The organism is Streptomyces sp. NPDC048590, assembly GCF_043199535.1.
Lineage (GTDB): Bacteria > Actinomycetota > Actinomycetes > Streptomycetales > Streptomycetaceae > Streptomyces.
This window is the reverse complement of sequence record NZ_JBICWC010000002.1, coordinates 129547-153446: the sequence shown is the minus strand read 5'-3', so window position 1 is coordinate 153446 and position 23900 is coordinate 129547. Positions and strand designations below refer to the sequence as shown.

17 protein-coding genes are annotated in these 23900 nt (G+C 70.9%); 10 read left to right on the top strand and 7 right to left on the bottom strand.

What is annotated here, in order from left to right:
• Nucleotides 1-437: 437 nt before the first annotated feature.
• Nucleotides 438-863: a secondary thiamine-phosphate synthase enzyme YjbQ gene (locus tag ACGFNN_RS05180; protein ID WP_393553116.1), complete on the bottom strand. Its 426-nt coding sequence runs from the start codon at nt 861-863 to the stop codon at nt 438-440.
• A 138-nt stretch (nt 864-1001) separates the two neighbouring features.
• Here ACGFNN_RS05180 and ACGFNN_RS05175 point away from each other — a divergent pair, with 138 nt between their 5' ends.
• Nucleotides 1002-2078, top strand: a complete 1077-nt coding sequence (locus ACGFNN_RS05175) for an NAD(P)-binding domain-containing protein (protein ID WP_393553114.1) — start codon at nt 1002-1004, stop codon at nt 2076-2078.
• Nucleotides 2079-2497: 419 nt separating this feature from the next.
• On the opposite strand, the gene ACGFNN_RS05170 is transcribed toward ACGFNN_RS05175, so the two are convergent.
• The gene (locus ACGFNN_RS05170; RefSeq protein ID WP_362554620.1) at nt 2498-3130 is read right to left on the bottom strand and encodes a hypothetical protein; all 633 of its coding nucleotides are present in this window, start codon (nt 3128-3130) and stop codon (nt 2498-2500) included.
• Between the two features lie 81 nt (nt 3131-3211).
• Nucleotides 3212-5017 carry an ABC transporter ATP-binding protein gene (locus ACGFNN_RS05165; RefSeq protein ID WP_393553112.1) on the bottom strand — a complete coding sequence of 602 codons (1806 nt, stop codon included), beginning with the start codon at nt 5015-5017 and terminating at the stop codon, nt 3212-3214.
• A gap of 217 nt (nt 5018-5234) precedes the next feature.
• On the opposite strand from ACGFNN_RS05165, the gene ACGFNN_RS05160 reads away from it, so the two are divergent.
• The 5 genes from ACGFNN_RS05160 to ACGFNN_RS05140 all read left to right on the top strand — a co-directional run bounded on the left by ACGFNN_RS05160 (nt 5235) and on the right by ACGFNN_RS05140 (nt 14073).
• Nucleotides 5235-5681 (top strand): MarR family transcriptional regulator, encoded by a 447-nt coding sequence (locus tag ACGFNN_RS05160; RefSeq protein WP_362554615.1) that lies wholly within the window; start codon nt 5235-5237, stop codon nt 5679-5681.
• 46 nt (nt 5682-5727) lie between these two features.
• Complete coding sequence (locus tag ACGFNN_RS05155; protein WP_393553110.1) at nt 5728-8670, top strand: FAD-binding and (Fe-S)-binding domain-containing protein; 2943 nt, start codon at nt 5728-5730, stop codon at nt 8668-8670.
• Between the two features lie 269 nt (nt 8671-8939).
• A complete protein-coding gene (locus ACGFNN_RS05150) occupies nt 8940-10778 on the top strand; it encodes an ABC transporter transmembrane domain-containing protein (protein WP_393553108.1) in 1839 nt (612 codons plus the stop codon).
• Nucleotides 10775-12556 (top strand): ABC transporter ATP-binding protein, encoded by a 1782-nt coding sequence (locus tag ACGFNN_RS05145; protein ID WP_393553106.1) that lies wholly within the window; start codon nt 10775-10777, stop codon nt 12554-12556. Before ACGFNN_RS05150 ends, ACGFNN_RS05145 begins: the two co-directional genes overlap by 4 nt.
• Before the next feature lie 155 nt (nt 12557-12711).
• Complete coding sequence (locus ACGFNN_RS05140; RefSeq protein ID WP_362554607.1) at nt 12712-14073, top strand: NAD(P)/FAD-dependent oxidoreductase; 1362 nt, start codon at nt 12712-12714, stop codon at nt 14071-14073.
• Nucleotides 14074-14134: 61 nt separating this feature from the next.
• Here the strand turns inward: ACGFNN_RS05140 and ACGFNN_RS05135 are convergent, their stop codons facing one another.
• The gene (locus ACGFNN_RS05135; protein ID WP_393553104.1) at nt 14135-15670 is read right to left on the bottom strand and encodes an ATP-dependent DNA ligase; all 1536 of its coding nucleotides are present in this window, start codon (nt 15668-15670) and stop codon (nt 14135-14137) included.
• A gap of 54 nt (nt 15671-15724) precedes the next feature.
• Nucleotides 15725-16516, bottom strand: coding sequence for a metal-dependent hydrolase (locus tag ACGFNN_RS05130; protein ID WP_393553102.1), 792 nt, complete (start codon nt 16514-16516; stop codon nt 15725-15727).
• 156 nt (nt 16517-16672) lie between these two features.
• On the opposite strand from ACGFNN_RS05130, the gene ACGFNN_RS05125 reads away from it, so the two are divergent.
• Together ACGFNN_RS05125 and ACGFNN_RS05120 are read left to right on the top strand one after the other, a co-directional pair.
• Nucleotides 16673-19186 (top strand): DEAD/DEAH box helicase, encoded by a 2514-nt coding sequence (locus ACGFNN_RS05125; RefSeq protein WP_393553101.1) that lies wholly within the window; start codon nt 16673-16675, stop codon nt 19184-19186.
• 34 nt (nt 19187-19220) lie between these two features.
• Nucleotides 19221-20096, top strand: coding sequence for an acyl-CoA thioesterase II (locus ACGFNN_RS05120; protein ID WP_362554599.1), 876 nt, complete (start codon nt 19221-19223; stop codon nt 20094-20096).
• A 67-nt stretch (nt 20097-20163) separates the two neighbouring features.
• On the opposite strand, the gene ACGFNN_RS05115 is transcribed toward ACGFNN_RS05120, so the two are convergent.
• Nucleotides 20164-20391 carry a DUF6011 domain-containing protein gene (locus tag ACGFNN_RS05115; RefSeq protein WP_393553099.1) on the bottom strand — a complete coding sequence of 76 codons (228 nt, stop codon included), beginning with the start codon at nt 20389-20391 and terminating at the stop codon, nt 20164-20166.
• 134 nt (nt 20392-20525) lie between these two features.
• Between ACGFNN_RS05115 and ACGFNN_RS05110 the strand changes: the two genes are divergently transcribed.
• Both ACGFNN_RS05110 and ACGFNN_RS05105 read left to right on the top strand, forming a co-directional pair.
• A complete protein-coding gene (locus tag ACGFNN_RS05110) occupies nt 20526-21956 on the top strand; it encodes a DUF2252 domain-containing protein (protein WP_393553097.1) in 1431 nt (476 codons plus the stop codon).
• A 111-nt stretch (nt 21957-22067) separates the two neighbouring features.
• Nucleotides 22068-23402: a chloride channel protein gene (locus ACGFNN_RS05105; RefSeq protein WP_393553095.1), complete on the top strand. Its 1335-nt coding sequence runs from the start codon at nt 22068-22070 to the stop codon at nt 23400-23402.
• Here ACGFNN_RS05105 and ACGFNN_RS05100 read toward each other — a convergent pair.
• A complete protein-coding gene (locus ACGFNN_RS05100) occupies nt 23356-23850 on the bottom strand; it encodes a hypothetical protein (protein ID WP_393553093.1) in 495 nt (164 codons plus the stop codon). The genes ACGFNN_RS05105 and ACGFNN_RS05100 overlap by 47 nt on opposite strands.
• Nucleotides 23851-23900: the final 50 nt, after the last annotated feature.

Sequence of the window (23900 nt, the reverse complement as noted above, 5' to 3'; positions counted from 1 at the left end):
GTCGGCGTCGCTCGCTCCGCCCGACGCCGGCAGCCGGAGCGAGCATCGCGCAGGCCTGTTCCGACACAGGAGCATCTCGGTCACGCCGCCGGCCATCTCGGACTTCAGCAGATGAGCGATCATCTCGGCGGTCGGTGCGGCCGGAGTGCACAGCCGACCATGTCGTGGCCTGTCACGCTGGTGTGGTTCCCGGGCTCTTCCTCGGGATCGTCCGGCGCTCAACCGGCGACCTCGATCTCCCTCAAAGCCTCGTCGTCGCCTGGCTCCAGCACTTCGATCGTGAGCTAGAAGCCGTCGGAGTCGTACGGCTCCGGAGGTCGTGGCTTCAGATCCCGCCCCCGACGGGGCTGGTGCATGCTGGCCAGCAGGTTGGGCACGCGGCTCGATTGTCCGGTTGGTTCGGCCGGACTTCCCGACCATCGTGCAGCCAGCTCGGCTCACCCACCGAAGAAGCTCAACCGAACGTGACGGTTGGCATTGTCGACGTTGGTATCCACCAGACAAACCGACTGCCAAGTCCCGAGCTCCAGCGCCCCGCCGATCACGGGCAGGGTAGCGTGCGGTGGCACCAGGGCGGGGAGCACATGGTCGCGGCCGTGGCCCGGGCTGCCGTGGCGGTGGCGCCAGCGGTCGTCGGCGGGGAGAAGGGTCTGCAGAGCGGCGAGGAGGTCGTCGTCGCTGCCTGCGCCGGTCTCCAGGATGGCAATCCCGGCCGTGGCGTGGGGGACGAAGATGTTGAGCAGGCCGTTCCGCCCGCGAGCGGTACGGGCGAGGAAGGCGGCGCATTCGTCCGTCAGGTCCATCACGGTTTCGGTCCGCCCGGTCGTCAGGCTGAGGACATGGGTGCTGAAGGTGTCGGCCATGGGCCCATTGTCCCGTCCGGCGCCGGACGCGCCCGACATCCGGGCATCGCCCCGGCCGGCCCAGCACCCGGCGCGCCCGAACGGCCTCCCCGAATCCTGTACGGGAAGATCCTGAGCTCCGCCGTAGTTAGTGGAAGCGTGAACAACTTCGGGACGCGCGAGCTGGACGTGGTCGTCATAGGCGCCGGGCAGGCCGGCCTCTCCGCCGCCTACCACCTGCAGCGCTCCGGGCTCCGCCCGGACCTGGACTTCGTCTTGCTCGATCACGCCTCCGGGCCGGGCGGAGCGTGGCAGTACCGCTGGCCGTCCCTGACGTACGGCAAGGTGCACGGCATGCATGCGCTGCCCGGCATGGAGCTGACCGGCGCCGACCCCGACCGGCCCTCCTCCGAGGTGATCTCCGCCTACTTCGATTCCTACGAGCAACGGTTCGACCTCCGGGTGCACCGCCCGGTCGACGTCGGCGCCGTGCGCGAGGGCGACGGCGGGCGACTGCGCGTCGAGACGTCCGAGGGCGTCTACGCAGCACGCGCCCTGATCAACGCCACCGGCACCTGGGACCGGCCCTTCTGGCCCCGATACCCGGGCCAGGAAGCCTTTCGTGGGCGCCAGTTGCACACGGTGGACTACCCGGGGCCCGCGGAGTTCGCCGACCTCCGGGTGATCGTCGTCGGCGGTGGCGCCTCGGGCACCCAGCATCTGATGGAGCTCGCCGGGGTGGCGGCGGAGACGTTCTGGGTGACGCGGCGGCCGCCCGTCTTCCGCGAGGGGCCGTTCGGCGAGGAGCAGGGGCGGGCCGCGGTGGCCCTGGTGGAGGAGCGCGTACGCCGAGGGCTCCCCCCGCAGAGCGTGGTGAGCGTGACCGGGCTTCCGCTCAACGACACCGTGCGACGCGCCCGCGACCAGGGGGTCCTGGACCGCCTCCCGATGTTCGACCGGATCACCGAGGACGGGGTGGCCTGGGACGACGGGCGGACCGTCGAAGCCGATGTGATCCTCTGGGCGACGGGCTTCAGAGCCGCCGTCGACCATCTGGCGCCGCTGAGACTCCGCGAGCCGGGCGGCGGTATCCGCGTCGAGAACACCAGGGCGGTGCGTGACGCGCGGGTTCATCTGGTGGGGTACGGGCCTTCCGCAAGCACGATCGGCGCCAACCGGGCCGGCCGCGCCGCGGCCCGCTCGGTCACCCGGCTGCTCGCGGGCGTTCCTGCCTGACCCCTGACCCGGCCGCCTCGCGAGTGTTCGTGCCCGACCCGACCGCCCCTCATGCCGTCGGTGCTTCGGGCGTCCAGTGAATTGCGCCCCACCGGCGCCCCTGAGGGCACACCAGCACACAGAACACACGAACAAGGGATCGGGTGTTCGCTCGAACGCGTGGCCGTTCCGGGATTGATTGCTCAACTGCCGCCAGGCGGTTGATGATTACTACACGCACACAGCGGGCTGCAGACCGCTACCGCGTAAGTCCCACAGATATGCACCACGCACTAGGAGAATGACAGATGAACTTCCTGACCAACCTGCTTGCCGGCGTCGTCCACTTCGTGGGTTGGCTCGTCTGACCGTTCCTGCACCACAGCGCCGTCGCTCCCCGTCCCACGGGAGCGGCGGCGCTGCCGTGTGTGACGCCTGACTCAGAGTCGGGGGTCCCTGGGAACGGGCCCGGCGAACGGCGGCTGCGCGGCGAAGGACGGTTCCACCGTGACCGCTTCGGCAAGCGCCTCAAGCGTGCGGCGGACCCGGGTGAGCGGATGCTCCGGGAACTCCTCGTCCCACCGGGCGTGGTCTGCGGCGTGGAAGGGCAGACCGCCCTGCACGTCGGGAGCGTAGGGGTGCGGCCGGAAGTACGCGTCGGGACCGACCTTGGCCATCACGACGGCTTCGCGCATTCCCGTCATGCCGCGCTCCGGAGCCTGGATCTTCACCACCGTGCTGCAGTCCCGCCGGGGGATCGTGAAGCTTCCTATGAAGACCTGCCCACTGGGCTGTTGAGGCAGAGGCAGCTTGAGGATCTGTCGCAGTGCCGGCAGCCCTCCCAGCTTCTTCACCGACGCCTCGATCAGTCCGCCGCCCGCCTGCGCCGTCCAGTGAGTGAGCGTGGTGCGCAACGCGGGGCCGTCGTCCAAGGCCGCCGGAAGGTCCGGCGGCAGGGCGAAGTAGTGCAGCGACACGACGTCGCCGTTGTCGTCCGTCCAGGCGTCGACGTTCTCGTCGCCGGTGTCCAGCCTCTGGTATCCGGGGAGTTCGACCCCGAGCAGTGCCCTCATGGGTGGGGATCATGCCGCACCGACCCGGGTCCGCCGTCTGCGGGGCGGGATCTGCGGTCGGGCGGGCGGGGTGCGGGTAGCTCAGGTGGCGGACGGAGCCAGGGTGCTGTCTCTCCGGATCAGGGCGGCGTAGCCGCCGTCCATGGCAAGCAGTTCCTCATGTGTGCCACGTTCGGAGGCGCGGCCCTGATCCAGTACGACGATCTGGTCCGCGTCCCGGACGGTCGAGAGCCTGTGGGCGATGGTGAGCGTGGTGCGGCCCTTCGACAGTGCGTCGATGGCCTGCTGAACGGCGTGTTCCGTGCGGGTGTCGAGAGCGCTGGTCGCCTCGTCGAGGATCAGCACCGGCGGGTCGCGCAGGATGGTCCGGGCGATGGCCAGTCGCTGCTTCTCGCCTCCTGAGAAGCGGTAGCCGCGTTCGCCGACGAGGGTGTCGTAGCCGTCGGGCAGTCCTGCGATGTGGTCGTGGATCTGCGCCGCACGCGCCGCGGCCTCGATCTCCTCCTCGGTGGCGTCCGGCTTGGCGAAGCGCAGGTTCTCGGCGACCGAGGCGTGGAAGAGGTAGGTCTCCTGGGACACGACTCCGACCGCCCGGGCGAGTGTGTCGAAGTCCAGGTCCCGGACGTCCACTCCGTCGATGGTGACCCTGCCTCCGGTGACGTCGTAGAGCCGCGGCACCAGGTAACTGAGCGTGGACTTCCCGGAGCCCGTGGGGCCGACGACGGCGAGACTGCTCCCGGCCGGCACGGTCACGTCGATACCGCTGAGTGTCCGGCCGTTGTTCTCGTCGTAGCTGAAGGTGACGTCCTCGAAGGCGATCTCACCGCGGATCTTCTCGAGCCTCACCGGCTTCTCCGGCTCGGTGATGTCGACGTCGAGGTCGAGGTACTCGAAGATGCGCGCGAACAGGGCGAGGGACGTCTGCATCTGCACCCCTGTCGAAAGCAGGCTCACCGCCGGCCGGAACAGGCCCTGCTGGAGGGAGACGAAGGCGACGAGCGTGCCGATGGAGACGGCCGTGACGCCTGACTGCAGGGTGAGACCCGCCGCCCAGTAGATGACGGCCGGCATGGCGGCCATGACGATGCCGATGGTGGACATCCGCCAGCGGCCGGCCATGTTCGAGCGCACCTCGAGGTCGACCAGGCGCTCCGACTCCTCGGCGAACGCCTTGGTGAGCGAGTCGGACCGCCCCATCGTCCGGCCCAGCAGAATGCCGCTGACCGAGAGCGACTCGGTGACCGTGGCGGCCATGGCGGCCATCTGCCTCTGACGCTGCGTGGTGATCTTCTTTCGCTCACGCCCCACCCTGCGGCTGATCCATACGAAGACGGGGAGCAGGAGTAGGGAGACGACGGTGAGCCGCCAGTCCAGCGCCAGCATCGCGACCACGGTGGCCACCACGGAGGTGAGGTTGGAGACCAGGGAGGTCGCCGTGGAGGTGACCGTGGCCTGCATCCCGCCGATGTCGTTGGCGATGCGGGACTGGACCTCGCCGGTGCGGGTCCGGGTGAAGAAGGCGAGCGGCATGCGCTGCAGCTGGGTGTAGACGGCGGTGCGGAGGTCGTGCATGACCCGCTGTCCGACCGTCGTGGAGATCAGGGTCTGCAAGACGCCGAAGACGCTGTTCATCACGGCGGTGAGGATCATGCCGAGTGCGAGCAGGGTGAGCAGGCCCGTCCGCCCCTGGGGGATCGCGGTGTCCAGCACCTCTCGGAGCAGGAACGGCGAGGCGACCGACACCAGGGAGGACGCGCCGACGAGCAGGCCCACGACGGCGAGTCTGCCGCGGTAGGGCTTGAAGAGCCGGAAGATGCGGCGCAGCTCCGCGGGTGGCTGGTCCGGGACCGCGGCCGGGGGTGTCCAGATGGGTTCGTCGGGTTTCATGGGCTCCTTCAAGAGCGTGCGGGGACCGTGCGGATCGTATGCAGAGGTTCGGCCGTGCGCGACTGCCGCGCCCCGGCCGGTCCGGGATCCGGCGGCGGGCCGGTGTGAGCCGGTCGGCCGGGGTCCGGTTCGGGTATCGGGCACGGATGCCGATTTTGAGAGCTTAGCTCACTGTTACCTCTGTTCACAATGAACGACGTCCTGATATTGTTCCCGTATGGACTCCCCAGATTCCGACGGCATGCTCGCCGAGCAGTTGCTCCGGCTCACCCGCCGCCTGCAGCGCATCCAGAGCAGGCAGCTGGAGCCGATCGGCATCACCCCGGCCCAGTTCCGTCTCCTGCGCGCGACCGCGCACTACGACGGGCCGCCCCGGATGGCCGATCTGGCCGAGCGCCTGGACGTCGTCCCCCGTGCGGTGACCACACTGGTCGACGGCCTGGAGGCGAGCGGACGGGTGCGGCGCGCACCGGACCCGACCAACCGCCGGGTGGTCCGGATCGAGATCACCGAGGAGGGCAGGGCGGTGCTCCGTTCGATGCGCGACGCGCGGAAGGCGGCCGCGGAGGAGATCCTGACTCCGTTGACCGCCGAACAGCGCGAGGTGCTCGGCGGGCTGCTCACCGCTCTGGTCGACGGGATGCCGGAGCGCCGCCGCTGCTGAGTGGCGTGGGTCCAACCGCCGGGCCGCGCCGTCGAGGGGATCTGACATGCCGCTGCTGAAGCCCGGATTCGACGCCCTGCGCCCGACCGCCGACCGGTCGGCGTCCCCCGATCGGGTGCCCGGTTCGAAGGCTTCCGGGTCCCCGGCCGATCTGCGGGCGGGGCTGACCGCCCTGCTCGGCCCGCAGAAGGTGCTGTGGAAGGTCTCCGACCTCGTGCGGTACGCCTCCGACGCCAGCCCCTACCGCTTCGTGCCGCAGATCGTGCTGCTCCCGGAGGACCTCGACGACATCTCGGCGATCCTCTCGTACGCGCACGGCAACGGCCGCAATGTGGTCTTCCGGGCCGCGGGCACCAGCCTCAACGGTCAGGCGCAGGGGGAGGACATCCTCGTCGACGTGCGCCGGCACTGGACAGGCGTCGAGGTGCTGGACAACGGTGCCCGGGCACGGATCCGTCCCGGCACGACGGTGATGCGGGCCAACGCCACGCTCGCCCGGCACGGCCGGATCCTGGGGCCGGATCCCGCCAGCGCCATCGCCTGCACCATCGGCGGTGTCGTCGCCAACAACGCGTCGGGGATGACGGCGGGCACGAGCAGGAACTCCTACCGCACGGTCTCCTCGCTGACCTTCGTACTGCCGAGCGGCACGGTGGTCGACACGGGCGAGGCCGGCGCCGACGAGCTGCTCCGTCAGGCGGAACCGCGTCTCTGCGAGGAGTTGCTGTCCCTCAAGGCCGAGATCGAGTCCGACGAGGGAATGACCGCTCGCATCCGGGCCAAGTACGAGATCAAGAACACCAACGGGTACCGTCTCGACGCGTTCCTCGACGGGGCGACGCCCGTGGAGATCCTGCGCGGCCTCATGGTCGGGTCCGAGGGAACCTTCGGCTTCATCTCCGAGGTCGTCTTCGACACCCTGCCCCTGGACCGGCACGTCTCCTCCGCCCTGTTGTTCTTCCCCTCCCTCACGGCGGCGGCAGCCGCCGTGCCGGGGTTCAACGAGGCCGGGGCGACAGCGGTCGAGCTGATGGACGGCAACACCCTGCGCGCCTCCGTCCGGGTGGAGGGCGTCCCGGCGGACTGGGCGGGCCTCCCCCAGGGGACGACGGCCCTCCTGGTGGAGTTCCGGGCGCCGGACGAGGAGACGCTGACCGCATGCGAGCGGGCCGCCTCGTCCGTGGTCGCGGATCTCGACCTCGTGGTCCCGGTCCTCTCCGTGACCAACGAGTTCACCCGGGACGCCGGCACCGTCTCCGGGTACTGGAAGGCACGCAAGGCGTTCGTCACCGCGGTCGGCGGCTCCCGTCCGTCGGGCACGACACTGATCACGGAGGACTTCGCCGTCCCGCCCTCCCGTCTGTCGGAAGCCTGCGAGGCGCTGCTCGCCCTCCAGGCAGTCCACGGCTTCGACGCGGCCGTGGCGGGGCACGCCGCGCACGGCAATCTGCATTTCCTTCTCGCCTTCGACGCGGGCAAGCCGGCCGATGTCGACCGGTACGCGGCGTTCATGGACGAGTTCTGCACACTCGTCGTCGACCGTTTCGACGGATCGCTGAAGGCCGAACACGCCACCGGACGCAACATCGCGCCCTTCCTGGAGCGGGAGTGGGGGCCGACGGCCACCGAGCTGATGTGGCGTACCAAGCAGGCGATCGACCCCGACGGCGTGCTGGCACCCCGTATCGTCCTCGACCGGGATCCACGGGCTCATCTGCGCGGGCTCAAGACCATTCCCAGGGTCGAGCCGGTGGCCGACCCCTGCATCGAGTGCGGCTTCTGCGAGCCGACGTGTCCGAGTGAGGACCTCACGACGACGCCGCGGCAACGCATCGTGCTGCGCAGGGAGATGATGCGTCAGCCGGACGGCTCCCCGGTGGAGACCGAACTGCTGGACGCCTACGGCTACGACGCGGTGGACACCTGCGCGGGAGACTCCACCTGCAAGCTCGCGTGTCCTGTCGGGATCGACACCGGCGCCCTCATGAAGGACTTCCGGCATCACCGGCACACCCCCCGTGAGGAGCGTGTCGCGGCTCTGACGGCGAGGCACTTCAAAGTCGTGGAGACCGGCGCACGGCTCGCCCTGGGTGCGGCCGCCTTCCTCACACGCCATGCCGGCGACCGGCCGCTCGAGGTCGTGACCCGCCTCGTCCGCAAGGCCGTCAACCCGGATCTCGTCCCCGAATGGCTGCCGGGGACTCCTGGCCCCGCCTCACGCGCCCTGCCGGCCACCTCCAGGGCCGGGGCGAGCGCCGTCTACTTCCCGGCCTGCGTGAACCGTATCTTCGCCGGTCCGGACGGAGCGGGGTCGCTTTCGCTCGCCGAGTCGGTGGTCTCCCTGTCCGCGCGGGCGTCGAAGCCCGTATGGATCCCCGAGGACGTCGCCGGAACCTGCTGCGCGACGATCTGGCACTCCAAGGGGTACGACAGCGCGAACGCGGTGATGGCGAACCGTGTCGTCGAGGCCGCCTGGGGCTGGACGGCCGGCGGCGCCCTTCCGCTGGTCGTCGACGCGTCGTCCTGCACACTGGGACTGGCCCACGAGGTCGTCCCCTACCTCACCGACGAGAACCGGGCGCTGCACGAGGAGCTGACCGTGGTCGACTCGCTGGTCTGGGCGGCGGACGAACTTCTCCCCCACCTGACGGTGTTCCGCAAGCAGGGCTCAGCCGTGCTGCATCCCACGTGTTCGATGGAGCATCTGGGCGATGTTGCGCATCTGCGCGCGCTGGCCGAGGCCTGCGCCGAGACCGTGGTGGTGCCCGACGACGCGGGCTGCTGCGGGTTCGCGGGTGACCGCGGCATGCTGCACAAGGAGCTCACCGACGCGGCGACGGCCAAGGAGGCGGCGGAGGTCAACACCCGGGAGTACGACGCCTATCTCTCGGCGAACCGTATGTGCGAGATCGGGATGGACCGAGCCACCGGCCACCGCTACCACTCGGCGCTCATCGAGCTCGAACGAGCGACCCGGCCCACCGTCTGAACCTGCGCGGGCGCCGCGTCACCCACCCAAGGCACGCACGAGTGGCGGCTCCCGCCTCGGTCTCTCCCTTGGGGCCCCGCCTCGCCCCGCGATGCGGGGCCGGACGGCGAGGAAGCACGGCCGGCGTCTCGGACGTCCCCGCCGCCCACGCGCGGGACCGAATAATCGGTTGCCCGGCACGGGACCAGGAAGCGAACCTTGGACGGTTTGGTCCCCCCACTGTTCCACGGGGTTTGTCACAAAACTCCGCTTCCGACCCTTGGGACGTCATGCAGATTCGCGATCTTCCGTATTCGGATCCCGGCGATCCCGACGTACGGTCGGGCCCCCGTTTCCTCCTCTGGCTCGGGCGGCGTCAGCTTTCCGGTCAGCTCAAGTCCCTCTCCTGGGGGCTGCTCCACCAGTGCGCGCTGGCCGGCCTCCCGCTGGCGGTCGGCCTGGCCGTGCAGGCCGTGATCGACCGCTCCGGTGAGGACCTGGCGAGGGCGGGTGCCCTCCTCGTCGTCCTGGGCGCTCTCATCGCGGTGGGCGACACCATGCTGCACCGCACCGCGGTGACCAACTGGATCACCGCGGCGTCCCGGGTCCAGCAGCTGCTGGCCCGCAGGACCGCCGAGTTGGGTTCGGCCCTCACGCGGAGGGTCGCCGCCGGTGAGGTGGTCGCCGTCTCCACGGGCGATGTGGAGAAGATCGGCTGGTTCGTCGAGGCGCTGTCACGGTTCCTGGCGGCTGCGACGGCGCTCGTCCTGATCTGCGTCGGGCTGGTGCTCTATCTGCCCGCGCTCGGCGTACTCGTGGCGGTCGCGACCCCCGTCCTGGCGCTGGCAGTCCTGCCGCTGCTCCCCCGCGCCACCCGCCGTGCGGACCTGCAGCGCGAGAAGGCGGGCCGGGCCACGGAGCTGGCCTCCGACACGGTGGCCGGACTGCGGGTGCTGCGTGGTATCGGCGGCGAGGAACTCTTCCTGGGCCGTTACCGGCGGGCCTCCCAGGAAGTCCGTCAGGCAGCGGTGCGCAGTGCGCGGATGTGGGCGCTCATCTCGGCGATCCAGGTGTTCCTGCCGGGCGTCCTGCTCATCTCGCTGGTCTGGTACGGCGCGACACTGGCCCGGGACGGCCGGATCGACGTCGGCCAGCTGGTCACCGTGTACAGCGCGGCGACCCTGATGCTCTTCCCGCTCCGCAACGTCGAGGAGATCGCGATGGCGTACTCCTTCTCACGGCCGTCCGCGCAGCGCGCCGTCCGTGTGCTGTCCCTGCGCCGCAGCAACGCGGCACCGGCGGCGCCGGCGGAGGTACCCGGCGGTGATCTGTACGACCCGGTCACCGGGCTGATGGCACCACGGGGCCTCTTCACCGCGGTCGTCTGTGGCGATCCCGACGAGGCGGGGCGGCTGGCGGAGCGCCTCGGCGGCCACGCCGGGCACGGAGAGGAGAACGGCCCCCTCCCCTCCGTACTGCTCGGCGGGGTACCGCTGGACGAATTGCCGCTCTCGACGGCACGGACCGCGGTGCTCGTGCAGGACAAGGACCCGGTGCTGCTCTCCGGGACCCTGCGGGATCTGCTGGACGTGCCGTCCTCGAAAAATGTGACGGCCCATGAGGCGCTCGACGCCGCGCAGTGCGGCGATGTACTGGACGCACTGGCGCGGGCTTCGGCCGACCCGGACGGCGACCCGATGAACACCCGGATCACCGAGCGCGGCCGTTCACTGTCCGGCGGTCAACGACAGCGGCTCGCCCTGGCCAGGTCGCTGGTCACCGACCCGGAGGCACTGGTGCTCGACGAACCGACCTCGGCCGTCGACTCGCACACGGAGGCCCGGGTCGCGGCCGGGATCGAGAGGCTCCGCAGGGGGCGTACGACCGTGGCGTTCGCCTCGTCGCCGTTGCTGCTGGACCTCGCCGACCGTGTGGTGCTGCTGCACGGGGGCACGGTCGTCGCGGCGGGCACGCACCGCGAACTGCTGCGGAAGGAACCGCTGTACGTGGCCGTCGTGACGCGTGAGACGGAGCACGACAGCACAGATCCAGTACCACCGGACGGGGTCGGCGCGGTCGAGGGCCTGCGGTCCCGCCGTGCGGCCGAGGAAATCGAGGAGCGAGCATGATCGGCCTGGCACCACCGGAGTACGACCCGGCCGCACCCGAGTCGGCGACGACCCTGCCGGTCGGTACGCCGACGACCGTAAGGGCGTACGTGAAAGCCCTGTTGAGGCGGCATCGCAAGCCCTTCGCCGTACTGGTCGCCACCAACGCGGTCGCGGTCATCGCGTCGATCACCGGGCCCTACCTGCTCGGCGGGCTCGTGGAGGACCTCTCCAACGGCGTGACGGACCTCCATCTGGAACGCACCGCCGCGGTGTTCGCCCTGGCGCTGGTCGTGCAGGCCGTGTTCACGCGGACCATGCGTCTGCGCGGGGCAGTGCTCGGCGAGGAGATGCTGGCCGACCTGCGCGAGGACTTCCTCGTGCGGTCGGTCGGGCTGCCCCCGGGCGTCCTCGAACGTGCCGGCACCGGTGACCTGCTGTCCAGGATCACGACGGACATCGACCGGCTCGCCAACGCGATGAGGGAGGCGGTTCCCCAGCTGGCGATCGGCGTCGTCTGGGTGGGACTGCTGCTCGGGGCTCTGACCTTCACCGCCCCGCCGCTCGCGCTCGCCGCGCTGATCGCTGTTCCGGTGCTGGTCACCGGCTGCCGCTGGTATTTCCGGCGGGCTCCTTCGGCGTACCGCTCGGAGGCGGCCGGGTACGCGGCGGTGGCGGCGGCACTCGCCGAGACGGTGGACGCCGGACGGACCGTGGAGTCGCACCGGCTCGGTGCCCGCAGGGTCGCCCTGTCGGACCGGCGGGTCAAGGAGTGGACGGCCTGGGAGAGGTACACCCTCTTCCTGCGCTCGGTGCTCTTCCCCGTCATCAACACCACGTATGTGACGATCCTCGGCGCGGTGCTGCTGCTGGGCGGCTGGTTCGTGATCGAGGGCTGGATCAGTGTCGGGCAGCTGACGACGGGGGCTCTGCTGGCGCAGATGATGGTGGACCCCATCGGTCTGATCCTGCGCTGGTACGACGAGTTGCAGGTCGCCCAGGTGTCCCTGGCGAGGCTCGTGGGAGTGCGGGAGATCGAGCCCGACGCCGGGGACGAACGGGTCGGCCCCGAAGGGCGGCGGATGCGCGCCGAGAAGGTGCGGTTCGGGTACCGCGAGGGGGCCGACGTGCTGCACGACGTCTCCCTCAGCCTCTCCCCCGGCACCCGGCTGGCGCTGGTCGGGCCGTCCGGCGCGGGGAAGTCGACGCTCGGCCGGCTGCTGGCCGGGATCTACGCGCCCCGGGAGGGATCCGTCTCGCTGGGCGGCGCCGAACTCTCCCGGATGACGGCGGAGCAGGTCCGCACCCACGTGGCTCTGGTCAACCAGGAGCACCACGTGTTCGTGGGTTCGCTCCGGGACAATCTCGCGCTGGCCCGTACGGACGCCGGGGACGCGGAGCTGTGGGCCTCGCTCGCGGCGGTGGACGCGGACGGCTGGGCGAGGGCGCTGGACGACGGTCTGGACACCGAGGTCGGCTCCGGAGGGCTGGCCCTCACCCCCGCGCAGGCGCAGCAGATCGCCCTGGCACGCCTGGTGCTGGCGGACCCGCACACGCTGGTGCTGGACGAGGCGACGTCTCTGCTCGATCCGCGGGCGGCCCGCCATCTGGAGCGTTCACTGGCACGGGTGCTGGACGGCCGGACGGTCGTGGCGATCGCCCACCGGCTGCACACCGCACACGACGCGGACGTCATCGCGGTGGTCGAGGACGGACGGATCAGCGAACTCGGCAGCCACGACGAGCTGGTGGCCGCCGGCGGGGCCTACGCGGCTCTGTGGCGTTCCTGGCACGGCTGACCAGGGGCGGACCTCGTTCGGTCTGCTCACCGGAGGGGGCCGGCCGCCTCACAAGAGGCGGAGTCGGCCCCCTCCGGTGAGGATGAGGGAGTGACTGGCTCCGGATACGGGGCAGGCGAGCGATGACCGCGTAAGCCCGAGAAGGGACGCACACCGTGGCACGACCCAGGATCCTCGTTGTCGGCGCCGGCTTTGCCGGGGTCGAGTGCGTGCGCCGGCTGGAGCGCAGCCTCGCCCCCGGAGAGGCGGACATCGCGCTCGTCACCCCGTTCTCGTACCAGCTGTATCTCCCGCTGCTCCCCCAGGTCGCCTCCGGGGTGCTCACCCCGCAGTCGGTCGCGGTCTCGTTGCGCCGCAGCAGGCGCCATCGCACCCGGATCGTGCCCGGCGGGGCCATCGGTGTGGACACCAAGGCGAAGGTCTGTGTGGTCCGCAAGATCACGGACGAGATCGTGAACGAGCCGTACGACTACATCGTGCTGGCCGCCGGCAGCATCACCCGGACGTTCGACATCCCGGGGCTGGTCGACAACGCCAGGGGCATGAAGACCCTCGCCGAGGCGGCGTACATCAGGGACCACGTCATCTCCCAGCTGGATCTGGCGGACGCGAGTCACGACGAGGAGGAGCGGGCGTCCCGGCTGCAGTTCGTGGTCGTGGGCGGCGGGTACGCCGGTACGGAGACGGCCGCGTGCCTGCAGTTGCTCACCACCAACGCCGTCAAGCACTACCCGCGGCTGGATCCCAAGCTCATCAAGTGGCATCTGATCGACATCGCGCCGAAGCTGATGCCGGAGCTGGGTGACAAGCTCGGCCGCAGTGCCCTCGAGATCCTGCGCAAGCGCGGCATCGAGGTGTCGCTGGGCGTCTCCGTCGCCGAGGCCGGCCCGGACAAGGTGACCTTCACGGACGGACGCGTCCTGCCCTGCCGCACGCTGATCTGGACGGCGGGGGTCGCGGCGAGTCCGCTGGTCGCGACGCTCGACGCCGAGACGGTACGCGGACGTCTCGCCGTGACCCCGGAGATGACCGTGCCGGGTGTCGACGGCGTGTTCGCGCTCGGCGACGCGGCGGCCGTACCGGATCTGGCCAAGGGTGACGACTCCATCTGCCCGCCGACCGCGCAGCACGCGATGCGCCAGGGCCGCAAACTCGCCGACAACATCATCGCCTCGTTGCGTGGCCGTCCCCTGTCGCCCTACGTCCACAAGGATCTCGGTCTGGTCGTGGACCTCGGAGGCCGGGACGCGGTGTCCAAGCCGCTGGGCATCGAGCTGAGCGGCATGCCGGCGCAGGCCGCGGCGCGTGGTTACCACTGGGCGGCTCTGCGGACGAACGTCGCCAAGACCCGGGTCATGACCAACTGGCTGCTCAACGCGATCGCCGGGGACGACTTCGTCCGCACCGGTTTCCAGGCGCGTAAGCAGGCGACGCTGCGGGCGTTCGAGTACACCGACGCCTATCTCACGCCCGAGGAGATCCGCGCGCACACCGCGGGGGCGGACGCCCGCGGCTGACCGGCCTCTCCTCCGGCCCCCGCCCCGCCGGGCGGGGGCAAGGGCGTGTCCTCACACCCGCTCACACCCGGCGGGAGAGAACCGTGTCGACGGTGTCCGCGTCGGCCGGCCGCTTGTCGTCGCGGTAGCGGAGCACCCGCGCGAAGCGGAGTGTCACACCCGCCGGGTAGCGGGTGGATGTCTGGAGGCCGTCGTAGGCGATCTCGACGACGAGCTCCGGGCGGACGGTCACCACGTGCCCGTCGTCTCCCGTGGACAGCTCCCGGAGGCGCGCGGTCTGCCAGGTGAGCATCGCGTCCGTGAGCCCTTTGAAGGTCTTGCCGAGCATGGCGAACGTGCCGTCCTCCCTGCGTGCGCCCAGGTGCAGGTTGGAGAGCTTCCCGGTGCGCCGGCCATGGCCCCATTCGGCTGCCAGGACCACCAGGTCGAGGGTGTGCACGGGTTTCACCTTGAGCCAGGAGGCACCCCGCCGCCCCGCGCTGTAGACCGACGTGGCGCCCTTGACCACGACGCCCTCGTGGCCGAGGGCGAGGGTGGCTTCGAAGAACGCCTCCGCGGCCGCGCGCTGCTCCCCGTCCTCGGCGTCCTCCACGACCACACGCCGTACGCGCATCGCTTCGGGGACCAGGGCGGCGAGCTCGCGGTGGCGTTCGGTGAGGGGGAGGTCGAGGAGTTCTCGTCCGTCCACGGAGAGCAGATCGAAGAAGACGGGGACCACGGGGACGGCACCCGCCGCTCCGGCGACGTCGCGGCGCGAGCCGAGGCGGCCCGCGGTCTCCTGGAACGGCCGGGGTCTGCCGTCCGCGCCGAGGGCGATCGCCTCGCCGTCGAGGATGAAGCGGTCGGCGCGGAGACCGGCGACGGCGGCGGCGATCTCCGGGACGCGGTCGGTGATGTCGTCGAGGGTACGGGTGTGGACCCGCACCTGTGGGCCGTCCCGGTGCACCTGGACGCGGATGCCGTCCAGCTTCTCCTCGACGGCGCACGGTCCCAGCCGCTCGATCGCCTCGGTGACGGCGCGCGCCGAGTGCGCCAGCATGGGCTGCACCGGCCGGCCGACGGTGAGCCGGAAGGACGCGAGGGCCGCCGGGCCCTCGGCGAGCACCGCGCGTGCGACCGGTCCGAGCGCTCCGGCGAGCATGACCGCGCGCCGTACCTCGGCGGCCGGCGCCCCCGCGGCGTCGGCCAGGGCGTCGACCGCGAGGGCGTCCAGCGCTCCCTGGCGTACCTCTCCGGTGAGCAGTCCCCGCAGGAAGTGCTGTTCGTCCTCCGTGGCGGCGCCCAGGAGCCGCGCCAGCCGCTCCTTGCGGGCGGACTGCGAGCCGGGTCCCTTCAGGGCGCCGATGGCCGTCAGCTCCGCGTCGGTCTCCGCCACCGTCAGGGAGGGGGCGTCGGCGGGTGTCACGGGCCCGCGCAGGGCGCTCCAGCCGATCCCCAGCCGCCCCTGCGGGAGCCGGCCCGCGAGATACGGGATGACCACCGGGACGTCCTCGGGCTCCGCGTCCCGAAAGATTCCCGCCAGCAGGGCGGTCTTCCGGGACCTGGCCGATGTCGCGGCCACTTCCAGGGACACGTGGGCGAGCCGGGCGAGCAGCATGCGGCCATGGTCCTACGGCGGCGGGCCGGACGCTCCCGGAACAGCGGCAGGAGGTCAGATGACGTTCAGCGCCGCCGCGGCGCCCACGCCCCCGAGGATCATGAAGGCGGGCATCAGCACCTTGAGCTCCACCCAGCTGCCGGCCCTGAAGCGCATGGCCTTCGGCGGCCCGAGGGGGTACCAGCGCTTGCGGCCGAGCGGGATCGGCCACAGGATCGGGCAGCCCGAGACCGTCAGCGCGTCCCCGATGTCGTGGACGAGCGCTCCGAGGATGATCGGCAGGCCGAGCCAGAGGTACTCCTGGCCAGGCGCGTCGAAGAGCCAGTCCGCGCCGTGTCCGGGCTTGTCCAGGACGCCCGCGAGGATCCAGGCGCTGGTCGCGCCGAGGAGCCAGACGAGGACGTCGCTGGAGACCCGGGCCGCGCGCCACAGGAGCCCTTCGACGGCGAGGACGAGGTGGACGAAGAGGATCGCCAGGACCGCCCACCGGCCGCCGGTGACGGCTGTGACGGACGCGGCCGCCCCGCACAGCACCGCCCACAGCCAGGTGTGGGTGAGAGTGCGGTGACCTCCGGTCCTGCGTGGGTCGCCCGGGCCCTTGGTCGCCTTGTAGACCGCGTAGGAGAGCTTGTCGACGATCTCGCAGACGGCCTTGGAGACCGGCCCGAAGGCACGCGAGATGGTGGCGGACTTGTGGTCGAGGTCCGGGGCGAGTGCCGCCCCCGCGGTGATCAGGGCACCGACGACCAGGACGGGCCAGGGCATGGTGTGGCCCGCGGCGGCCGCCGCGGCGCCCACCCCCAGCCAGGCCGCCGCCCCTGACAGAGAGTGTGCCGGTCCCATCATGGCTGTTCGCGCCCCCATCGTGATTCGGCCGTGCGTTCAGGCCAGGCCCCCATTGGCTGTGCGGGACAGCCGAGTTGAGTGGGAAGCGTATCGTCCGTGATCTTCGCCCCGTCCGCCGGTTCCCTCATCCGGGCACGAGGCAGGCAAGATGGGGGCGTGACCCTTATCGATCAGCTCCCCCCGACCGCCGACCCGGACGCCCTCTTCGAGTCCTTCTCGTCATGGACCGAATCACAGGGCATCACCCTCTACCCGGCTCAGGAGGAGGCGCTGATCGAGGTGGTCTCGGGGGCGAACGTGATCCTCTCCACCCCCACCGGCTCCGGAAAGAGCCTGGTCGCGGCCGGTGCGCACTTCACCGCACTGGCCCAGGACAAGGTCACCTTCTACACCGCGCCGATCAAGGCGCTGGTGTCGGAGAAGTTCTTCGACCTGTGCAAGCTCTTCGGCACGGAGAACGTCGGCATGCTCACCGGCGACGCCTCGGTCAACGCCGACGCCCCGGTCATCTGCTGCACCGCCGAGGTCCTCGCCTCCATCGCGCTGCGGGACGGCAAGTACGCCGACATCGGCCAGGTCGTGATGGACGAGTTCCACTTCTACGCGGAGCCGGACCGCGGCTGGGCGTGGCAGATCCCGCTGCTTGAGCTGCCGCAGGCCCAGTTCGTGCTGATGTCGGCGACGCTCGGTGACGTCTCGATGTTCGAGAAGGACCTGACCCGGCGGACCGGCAGGCCCACGTCAGTGGTGCGTTCGGCGACGCGGCCGGTGCCGCTGAGTTACGAGTACCGGCTGACGCCGATCACCGAGACGCTGACCGAGCTGCTGGACACCCGGCAGTCGCCCGTCTACATCGTGCACTTCACCCAGGCGGCGGCGGTGGAGCGCGCGCAGTCGCTGATGAGCATCAACATGTGCTCGAAGGAGGAGAAGGAGAAGATCGCCGACCTGATCGGCAGCTTCCGCTTCACCACCAAGTTCGGCCAGAACCTCTCGCGCTACGTCCGCCACGGCATCGGGGTGCACCACGCGGGCATGCTGCCCAAGTACCGCCGCCTCGTGGAGAAGCTCGCCCAGGCGGGCCTGCTGAAGGTGATCTGCGGGACGGACACCCTGGGGGTCGGGGTCAACGTCCCCATCCGCACGGTGCTGTTCACCGCGCTGACCAAGTACGACGGCACCCGGGTGCGCACCCTGCGAGCCCGGGAGTTCCACCAGATCGCGGGGCGCGCCGGGCGGGCCGGCTTCGACACCGCGGGCTTCGTCGTGGCGCAGGCCCCGGAGCACGTCATCGAGAACGAGAAGGCCGTCAAGAAGGCCGGCGACGACCCGAAGAAGAAGCGCAAGGTGGTCCGCAAGAAGGCCCCCGAGGGATTCGTCGCCTGGTCGGAGACGACCTTCGACAAGCTGATCCAGTCCGAGCCGGAGCCTCTGACCTCACGCTTCCGCGTGACGCACACGATGCTGCTCTCGGTGATCGCCCGACCGGGCAATGCCTTCGAGGCGATGCGGCGGCTGCTGGAGGACAACCACGAGCCGCGGCGTGCGCAGCTGCGGCACATCCGCCGGGCCATCGCGATCTACCGTTCGCTGCTCGACGGCGGCGTGGTGGAACGGCTCGACACGCCCGACGCGGAGGGCCGGATCGTGCGGCTGACCGTCGACCTCCAGCAGGACTTCGCGCTGAACCAGCCGCTGTCCACGTTCGCGCTGGCCGCGTTCGACCTGCTGGACGCGGAATCCCCCTCGTACGCCCTGGACATGGTCTCCGTCGTCGAGTCCACGCTGGACGACCCGCGGCAGATCCTCGCCGCCCAGCAGAACAAGGCACGCGGTGAGGCCGTCGGGCAGATGAAGGCGGACGGGGTCGAGTACGAGGAGCGCATGGAGCGGCTCCAGGAGGTCACGTACCCCAAGCCGCTGAGCGAGCTCCTGTGGCACGCCTACGACGTGTACCGCACCAGCCACCCGTGGGTCGGGGACCACCCGGTGTCGCCGAAGTCGGTCATCCGTGACATGTTCGAGCGGGCCATGACCTTCACGGAGTTCACCTCGAACTACGAGCTGGCACGCACCGAGGGAATCGTGCTGCGCTATCTGGCGAGCGCGTACAAGGCCCTGGAGCACACCATCCCGGACGACCTGAAGTCCGAGGACCTGGAGGATCTGATCGCCTGGCTCGGCGAGATGGTGCGCCAGGTGGACTCCAGTCTGCTGGACGAGTGGGAGCAGCTGGCCAATCCGGAGGTGGAGACGGCCGAGCAGGCTCAGGAGCGGGCCGACGAGGTCAAGCCGGTCACGGCCAACGCCCGCGCGTTCCGGGTCCTGGTGCGCAACGCCATGTTCCGGCGGGTCGAGCTGGCGGCTCTGGACCGGGTGCGCGACCTGGGCGAGCTGGACGCCGACGCGGGATGGGACGAGGACGCCTGGGGCGAGGCCATGGACGCCTACTGGGACGAGCACGACGACCTGGGCACCGGTCCGGACGCCCGGGGCCCGAAGCTGCTGAAGATCGACGAGGACCCCGGGCACGGCCTGTGGCGGGTGTGGCAGGCCTTCGCCGACCCCGCGGGGGACCACGACTGGGGAATTCGTGCGGAGGTCGATCTCGCGGCCTCCGACGAGGAGGGCCGGGCCGTCGTCCGGGTCACGGCCGTGGGCCGGATGTGACGGCGCACCGGCCAGGAGAGTGGAGAAGAACCGCATGACGAACCCCGCCGACAGCCTGGTCGATCTGCTCGACCTGGAGCGGATCGAGGTCAACATCTTCCGCGGCCGCAGCCCCGAGGAGTCCCTGCAAAGGGTCTTCGGCGGTCAGGTCGCCGGGCAGGCACTGGTCGCGGCCGGCCGCACGACGGACGGGGACCGTCCGGTGCACTCGCTCCACGCGTACTTCCTGCGGCCGGGACGCCCCGGTGTGCCGATCGTGTACGACGTGGAGCGGGTGAGGGACGGGCGTTCCTTCACCACGCGCCGGGTCACGGCCGTGCAGCAGGGCCGTACGATCTTCAACCTGACGGCGTCGTTCCACCGGCCCGAGGAGGCGGGGTTCGAGCACCAGCTCCCGCCGGCGCGCGTGGTGCCCGATCCGGACGAGCTGCCTACGGTGGCCGACGAGGTCCGGGAGCACCTGGGCGGTCTGCCGGAGGCGCTGGAGCGGATGGCCCGGCGTCAGCCCTTCGACATCCGTTACGTCGACCGGCTCCGCTGGACCCGTGAGGAGGTCCGGGACGCGGACCCGCGCAGCGCCGTGTGGATGCGGGCGGTCGGCCCGCTGGGCGACGACCCGCTCGTCCACACCTGCGCGCTGACCTACGCGAGTGACATGACGCTGCTGGACGCGGTACGCATCCCCGTCGAACCGCTGTGGGGCCCGCGCGGCTTCGACATGGCCTCGCTCGACCACGCGATGTGGTTCCACCGGCCGTTCCGCGCGGACGAGTGGTTCCTGTACGACCAGGAGTCGCCGATCGCGACCGGGGGCCGAGGGCTCGCCAGGGGGCGGATCTACGACCGTCAGGGGCAGCTCCTGGTGTCCGTGGTGCAGGAGGGACTGTTCCGGAGGCTCGGCGACGCGTAGGGCGTTCAGGCACCGCGCTGTCCCTGCCCGCTCGGGCCCCGGGCGGCGTCCGGGCGGCAGGGACGGATCAGGTGCCCGGAAGCGGTTCCTGTTCCACCTCGTGGCGGCGGTGCCGGATGTCCGGGCCCGGAGGGTGCAGGGCGGCGTCGCATGCGGGGCCGAGCCCCGTTCGGCGTGACTCGGTGCTGGTGAGGGGACGGCCGCACAGGGCGCACCGCACCGCGCGGTGGCCTGCGGGGCGCAGCGGCTCGGCGATCGGCCCGGGAACGCCGGGGAGGGGCTCGGGGGTCTCCACGGGTGCATCCTCTCAGGTGACCTGGGCATGGGCACCCGGCTCCGGAGGGCTCGGGCGGCCGGATCCGGCCCGGGCCGCGATGATGGGGTTACGGGCCGCCCGGACGGCCCGGCGCACCTTCCAGGAGGGCCGTCATGCCCGAGGAAACCGTCTCACCGCTCCGCGCGTCGCCGGGCGCGACACCCGAGGAACGGGCCGCGCTCGGCAAGGCCGCACGCAAACGGGCACCCCGCTCAGGCCATCGCGCGTACGAGCCGGCCGCGGGGCGGCCGGACCCCTTGGAGATCCTGGAAGCCCAGTCGGCCGCCCGGGTCCAGGAGCTCGTCCCCATCCGGTACGGGCGGATGACCGAGTCCCCGTTCCGCTTCTATCGCGGGGCCGCGGCGATCATGGCCTCCGACCTGGCGGGAACACCTGACTCCGGAATCCGCGCACAACTGTGCGGAGACGCCCACCTGCTGAACTTCAGGCTGCTCGCCTCCCCCGAACGCAATCTGCTCTTCGACATCAACGACTTCGACGAGACGCTGCCGGGCCCCTGGGAGTGGGACGTCAAGCGGCTGTCGGCCAGTCTCGTCATCGCCGGGCGCGCCAACGGCTTCGACCGGGAGGAACGGGCCGGCGTCGTCCGGGCCGCGGTGCGGTCGTACCGGGAATCCATGCTCCGTTTCGCCGGCATGCGCAACCTCGAGGTCTGGTACACGAAGATCGAGGCCGACCTCCTGGCGTCCCTGGCCGCCGACCGGCTCGCCGCCGGAGGCCGTCGGCGAGTGGCCCGGGCGACGGAGAAGGCACGCGGCCGGGACAGTCTGCAGGCGTTCGCCAAACTCACGGAGGTACGCGACGGGCGGGTCCGGATCGCCGCCGACCCCCCACTCCTGGTGCCGGTCGGCGACCTGCTGCCTGATGCGGAACGCCGTGTGCGGGAGGGGCAGTTCACTGACCTGATCCACCGGTACGGACACAGTCTGCCTTCGGACCGCAGGGCGTTGCTCGCCGACTACCGGCCGGTGGACATGGCCCGCAAAGTCGTCGGAGTGGGGAGTGTCGGCACCCGGTGCTGGATCATCCTGCTGCTGGGGCGGGACGGCGACGACCCTCTCCTCCTGCAGGCCAAGGAGGCCGACACCTCGGTGCTGGCGCCGCACGTGGGAGCGAGCGCCTACGGCAACCAGGGCGAGAGGGTCGTGGCGGGACAACGGCTCATGCAGGCCGCCGGCGACATCTTCCTGGGCTGGGAGCGGATCGAGGGTATCGACGGCAAGCTCCGCGACTTCTACGTACGCCAGTTGCGCGACTGGAAGGGCATCGCCCGGCCGGAGCTGATGGTGCCTCGCGACATGTCCGCCTTCGGCGAGTTGTGCGGGACGACGCTGGCCCGCGCGCACGCCCGGTCCGGCGACCGCATCGCCATCGCGGCGTATCTCGGCCGGAGCGATGTGTTCGACCGGGCGCTGCAGGAATTCGCCGAGCTGTACGCCGACCAGAACGAGCGGGATCACCGGGCTCTGGTCGGCGCGGTGGCCGCGGGGAGGCTGCCGGCAGCCGAGGACGGCCCGAGGTAGCGGGCGCCGACAGCGGGTACATCACGGGACATAGCATCACATCGTGGTATCACCAGGGGACCCGGTGAGGTGCGGAACCGGCCGGGAACCGACCTTGAGGAGACCATGCCCATGTCCGCCGAACCGGCCGCGGCGTCCGGCCCGGAGTCGCCGGATCCGCTCACGGTGATCCGTTCCCGGGAGTACGTGGCCCACCTCGTCCTGGTGGCCGCCCTCGGCGTACCCATCTCGGCCGCGGCCTTCGGGTTCCTGGCGCTCGTCCACGAGATCGAGTCCCTCACCTACAAGGACCTGCCCCGTGCCCTCGGTTTCGACGGGACACCGAACTGGTGGCCGGTACCGCTGCTCGCCCTGTCGGGCCTGCTGACCGGGCTGGCCATCCGTCACCTTCCGGGTACGGGCGGGCACAAACCGGCCGAGGGATTCGTGAACAGCGGGGCCCCCACGGCCGCGGAGCTGCCGGGGGTCGCCCTTGCCGCGCTCGCCTCGCTCGGGCTCGGCGCGGTGCTCGGCCCGGAGGCACCACTGATCGCCCTGGGGGGCGGACTGGCCGCGTACGCCGCCCGACTGGTCAGGCCCGGCATCGCACCGAGAGCCGGCGCACTGGTGGCGGCGGCCGGCAGCTTCGCCGCGGTCAGCGCACTGCTGGGCTCGCCACTGCTCGGCGCCTTCCTGCTGATGGAGGCGTCCGGCCTCGCGGGGATGACACTCGGCCTGGTGCTCGTGCCAGGGCTGCTGTCGGCAGGCATCGGGGCGCTCTTCTTCGTGGGCCTGGGGTCGTGGACCGGGCTGGGGACGTACTCCCTCACACTCCCCGACGTGCCTCACACCACCGACCCCTCTCTCTCGGAGTTCGGCTGGGCCATCGCACTCGGCGTCGTCGCCGCCTTCGCCGGACTGGGCATCAAGCGGCTGTCCCTGTCGGTCCAGGAGCGGGTCGACCGGCGCCGCGTCGCCTGGACGGTGGCCATGGGGCTCACGGTGGGCGTCCTCGCCCTGCTGTACGCCGAGAGCACGGGGAGGAACGGATCCGAGGTGCTGTACTCCGGCCAGGACGATCTGGGCGGCCTGCTGGCCGGCGAGGCGACGTACACGGTCGGGACGCTTCTGATCCTGGTCGTCTGCAAGGCCCTCGCCTACTCCGCGTCCCTGAGCGCGTTCCGGGGCGGGCCCATCTTCCCGGCGATGTTCCTCGGAGCGGCGGCCGGGCTGGTGTTCTCACACCTGCCCGGCCTCCACTTCGTCCCGGGATTCGCGATGGGGATCGGCGCCATGTGCGTGGCCATGCTGCGGCTTCCGATGACCTCGGTCCTGCTGGCCACACTGCTGCTGGGCGCCGAGGGCGTCACCGTGATGCCGCTCGTCATCGTCTCGGTGGTGGTCTCCTACGTCCTCGTCCTCAGGCTCGAACGCCCTTCTGCGGCCCCGCGCACAGCGCCCAGATGACGAAGACGTTGATCGCGATGAGGATGAGGGACCAGAAGGGGTAGTACGGGAGCCACATGAAGTTGGCGAGGGCAAGGAGCCCGGCGAGCACGACTCCGACGCCGCGGGCCCAGAGCGCACCGCTGAACACGGCGAACCCGGCGACCACGACGACGATGCCGAGGATGAGATGGATCCAGCCCCAGCCGGTCAGGCTGAACTGGAACACGTAGTTGCGGGTCGAGACGAACAGGTCGTCCTCCGCGATGGCCGCGATGCCCTCGAAGATCGCCATGGCGCCACCGAAGATCATCATCACACCGGCGAACACGGTCCAGCCGGACGCGGCCGCGCTGCCCGTCGCCGCCTTACCGGCGCTACCTCGGCCGGCGGTCCCTCGGTCGGCGGTCCCCCGCCCCGCCCCGTCGGCGCCATGGTCCCCTCGCGCCCCCGTCGTACTTCCAGACATGTCAGCCTCCTCGGCTCCACGTTTCGACGTCCGACATAAGCTGAAGTGAC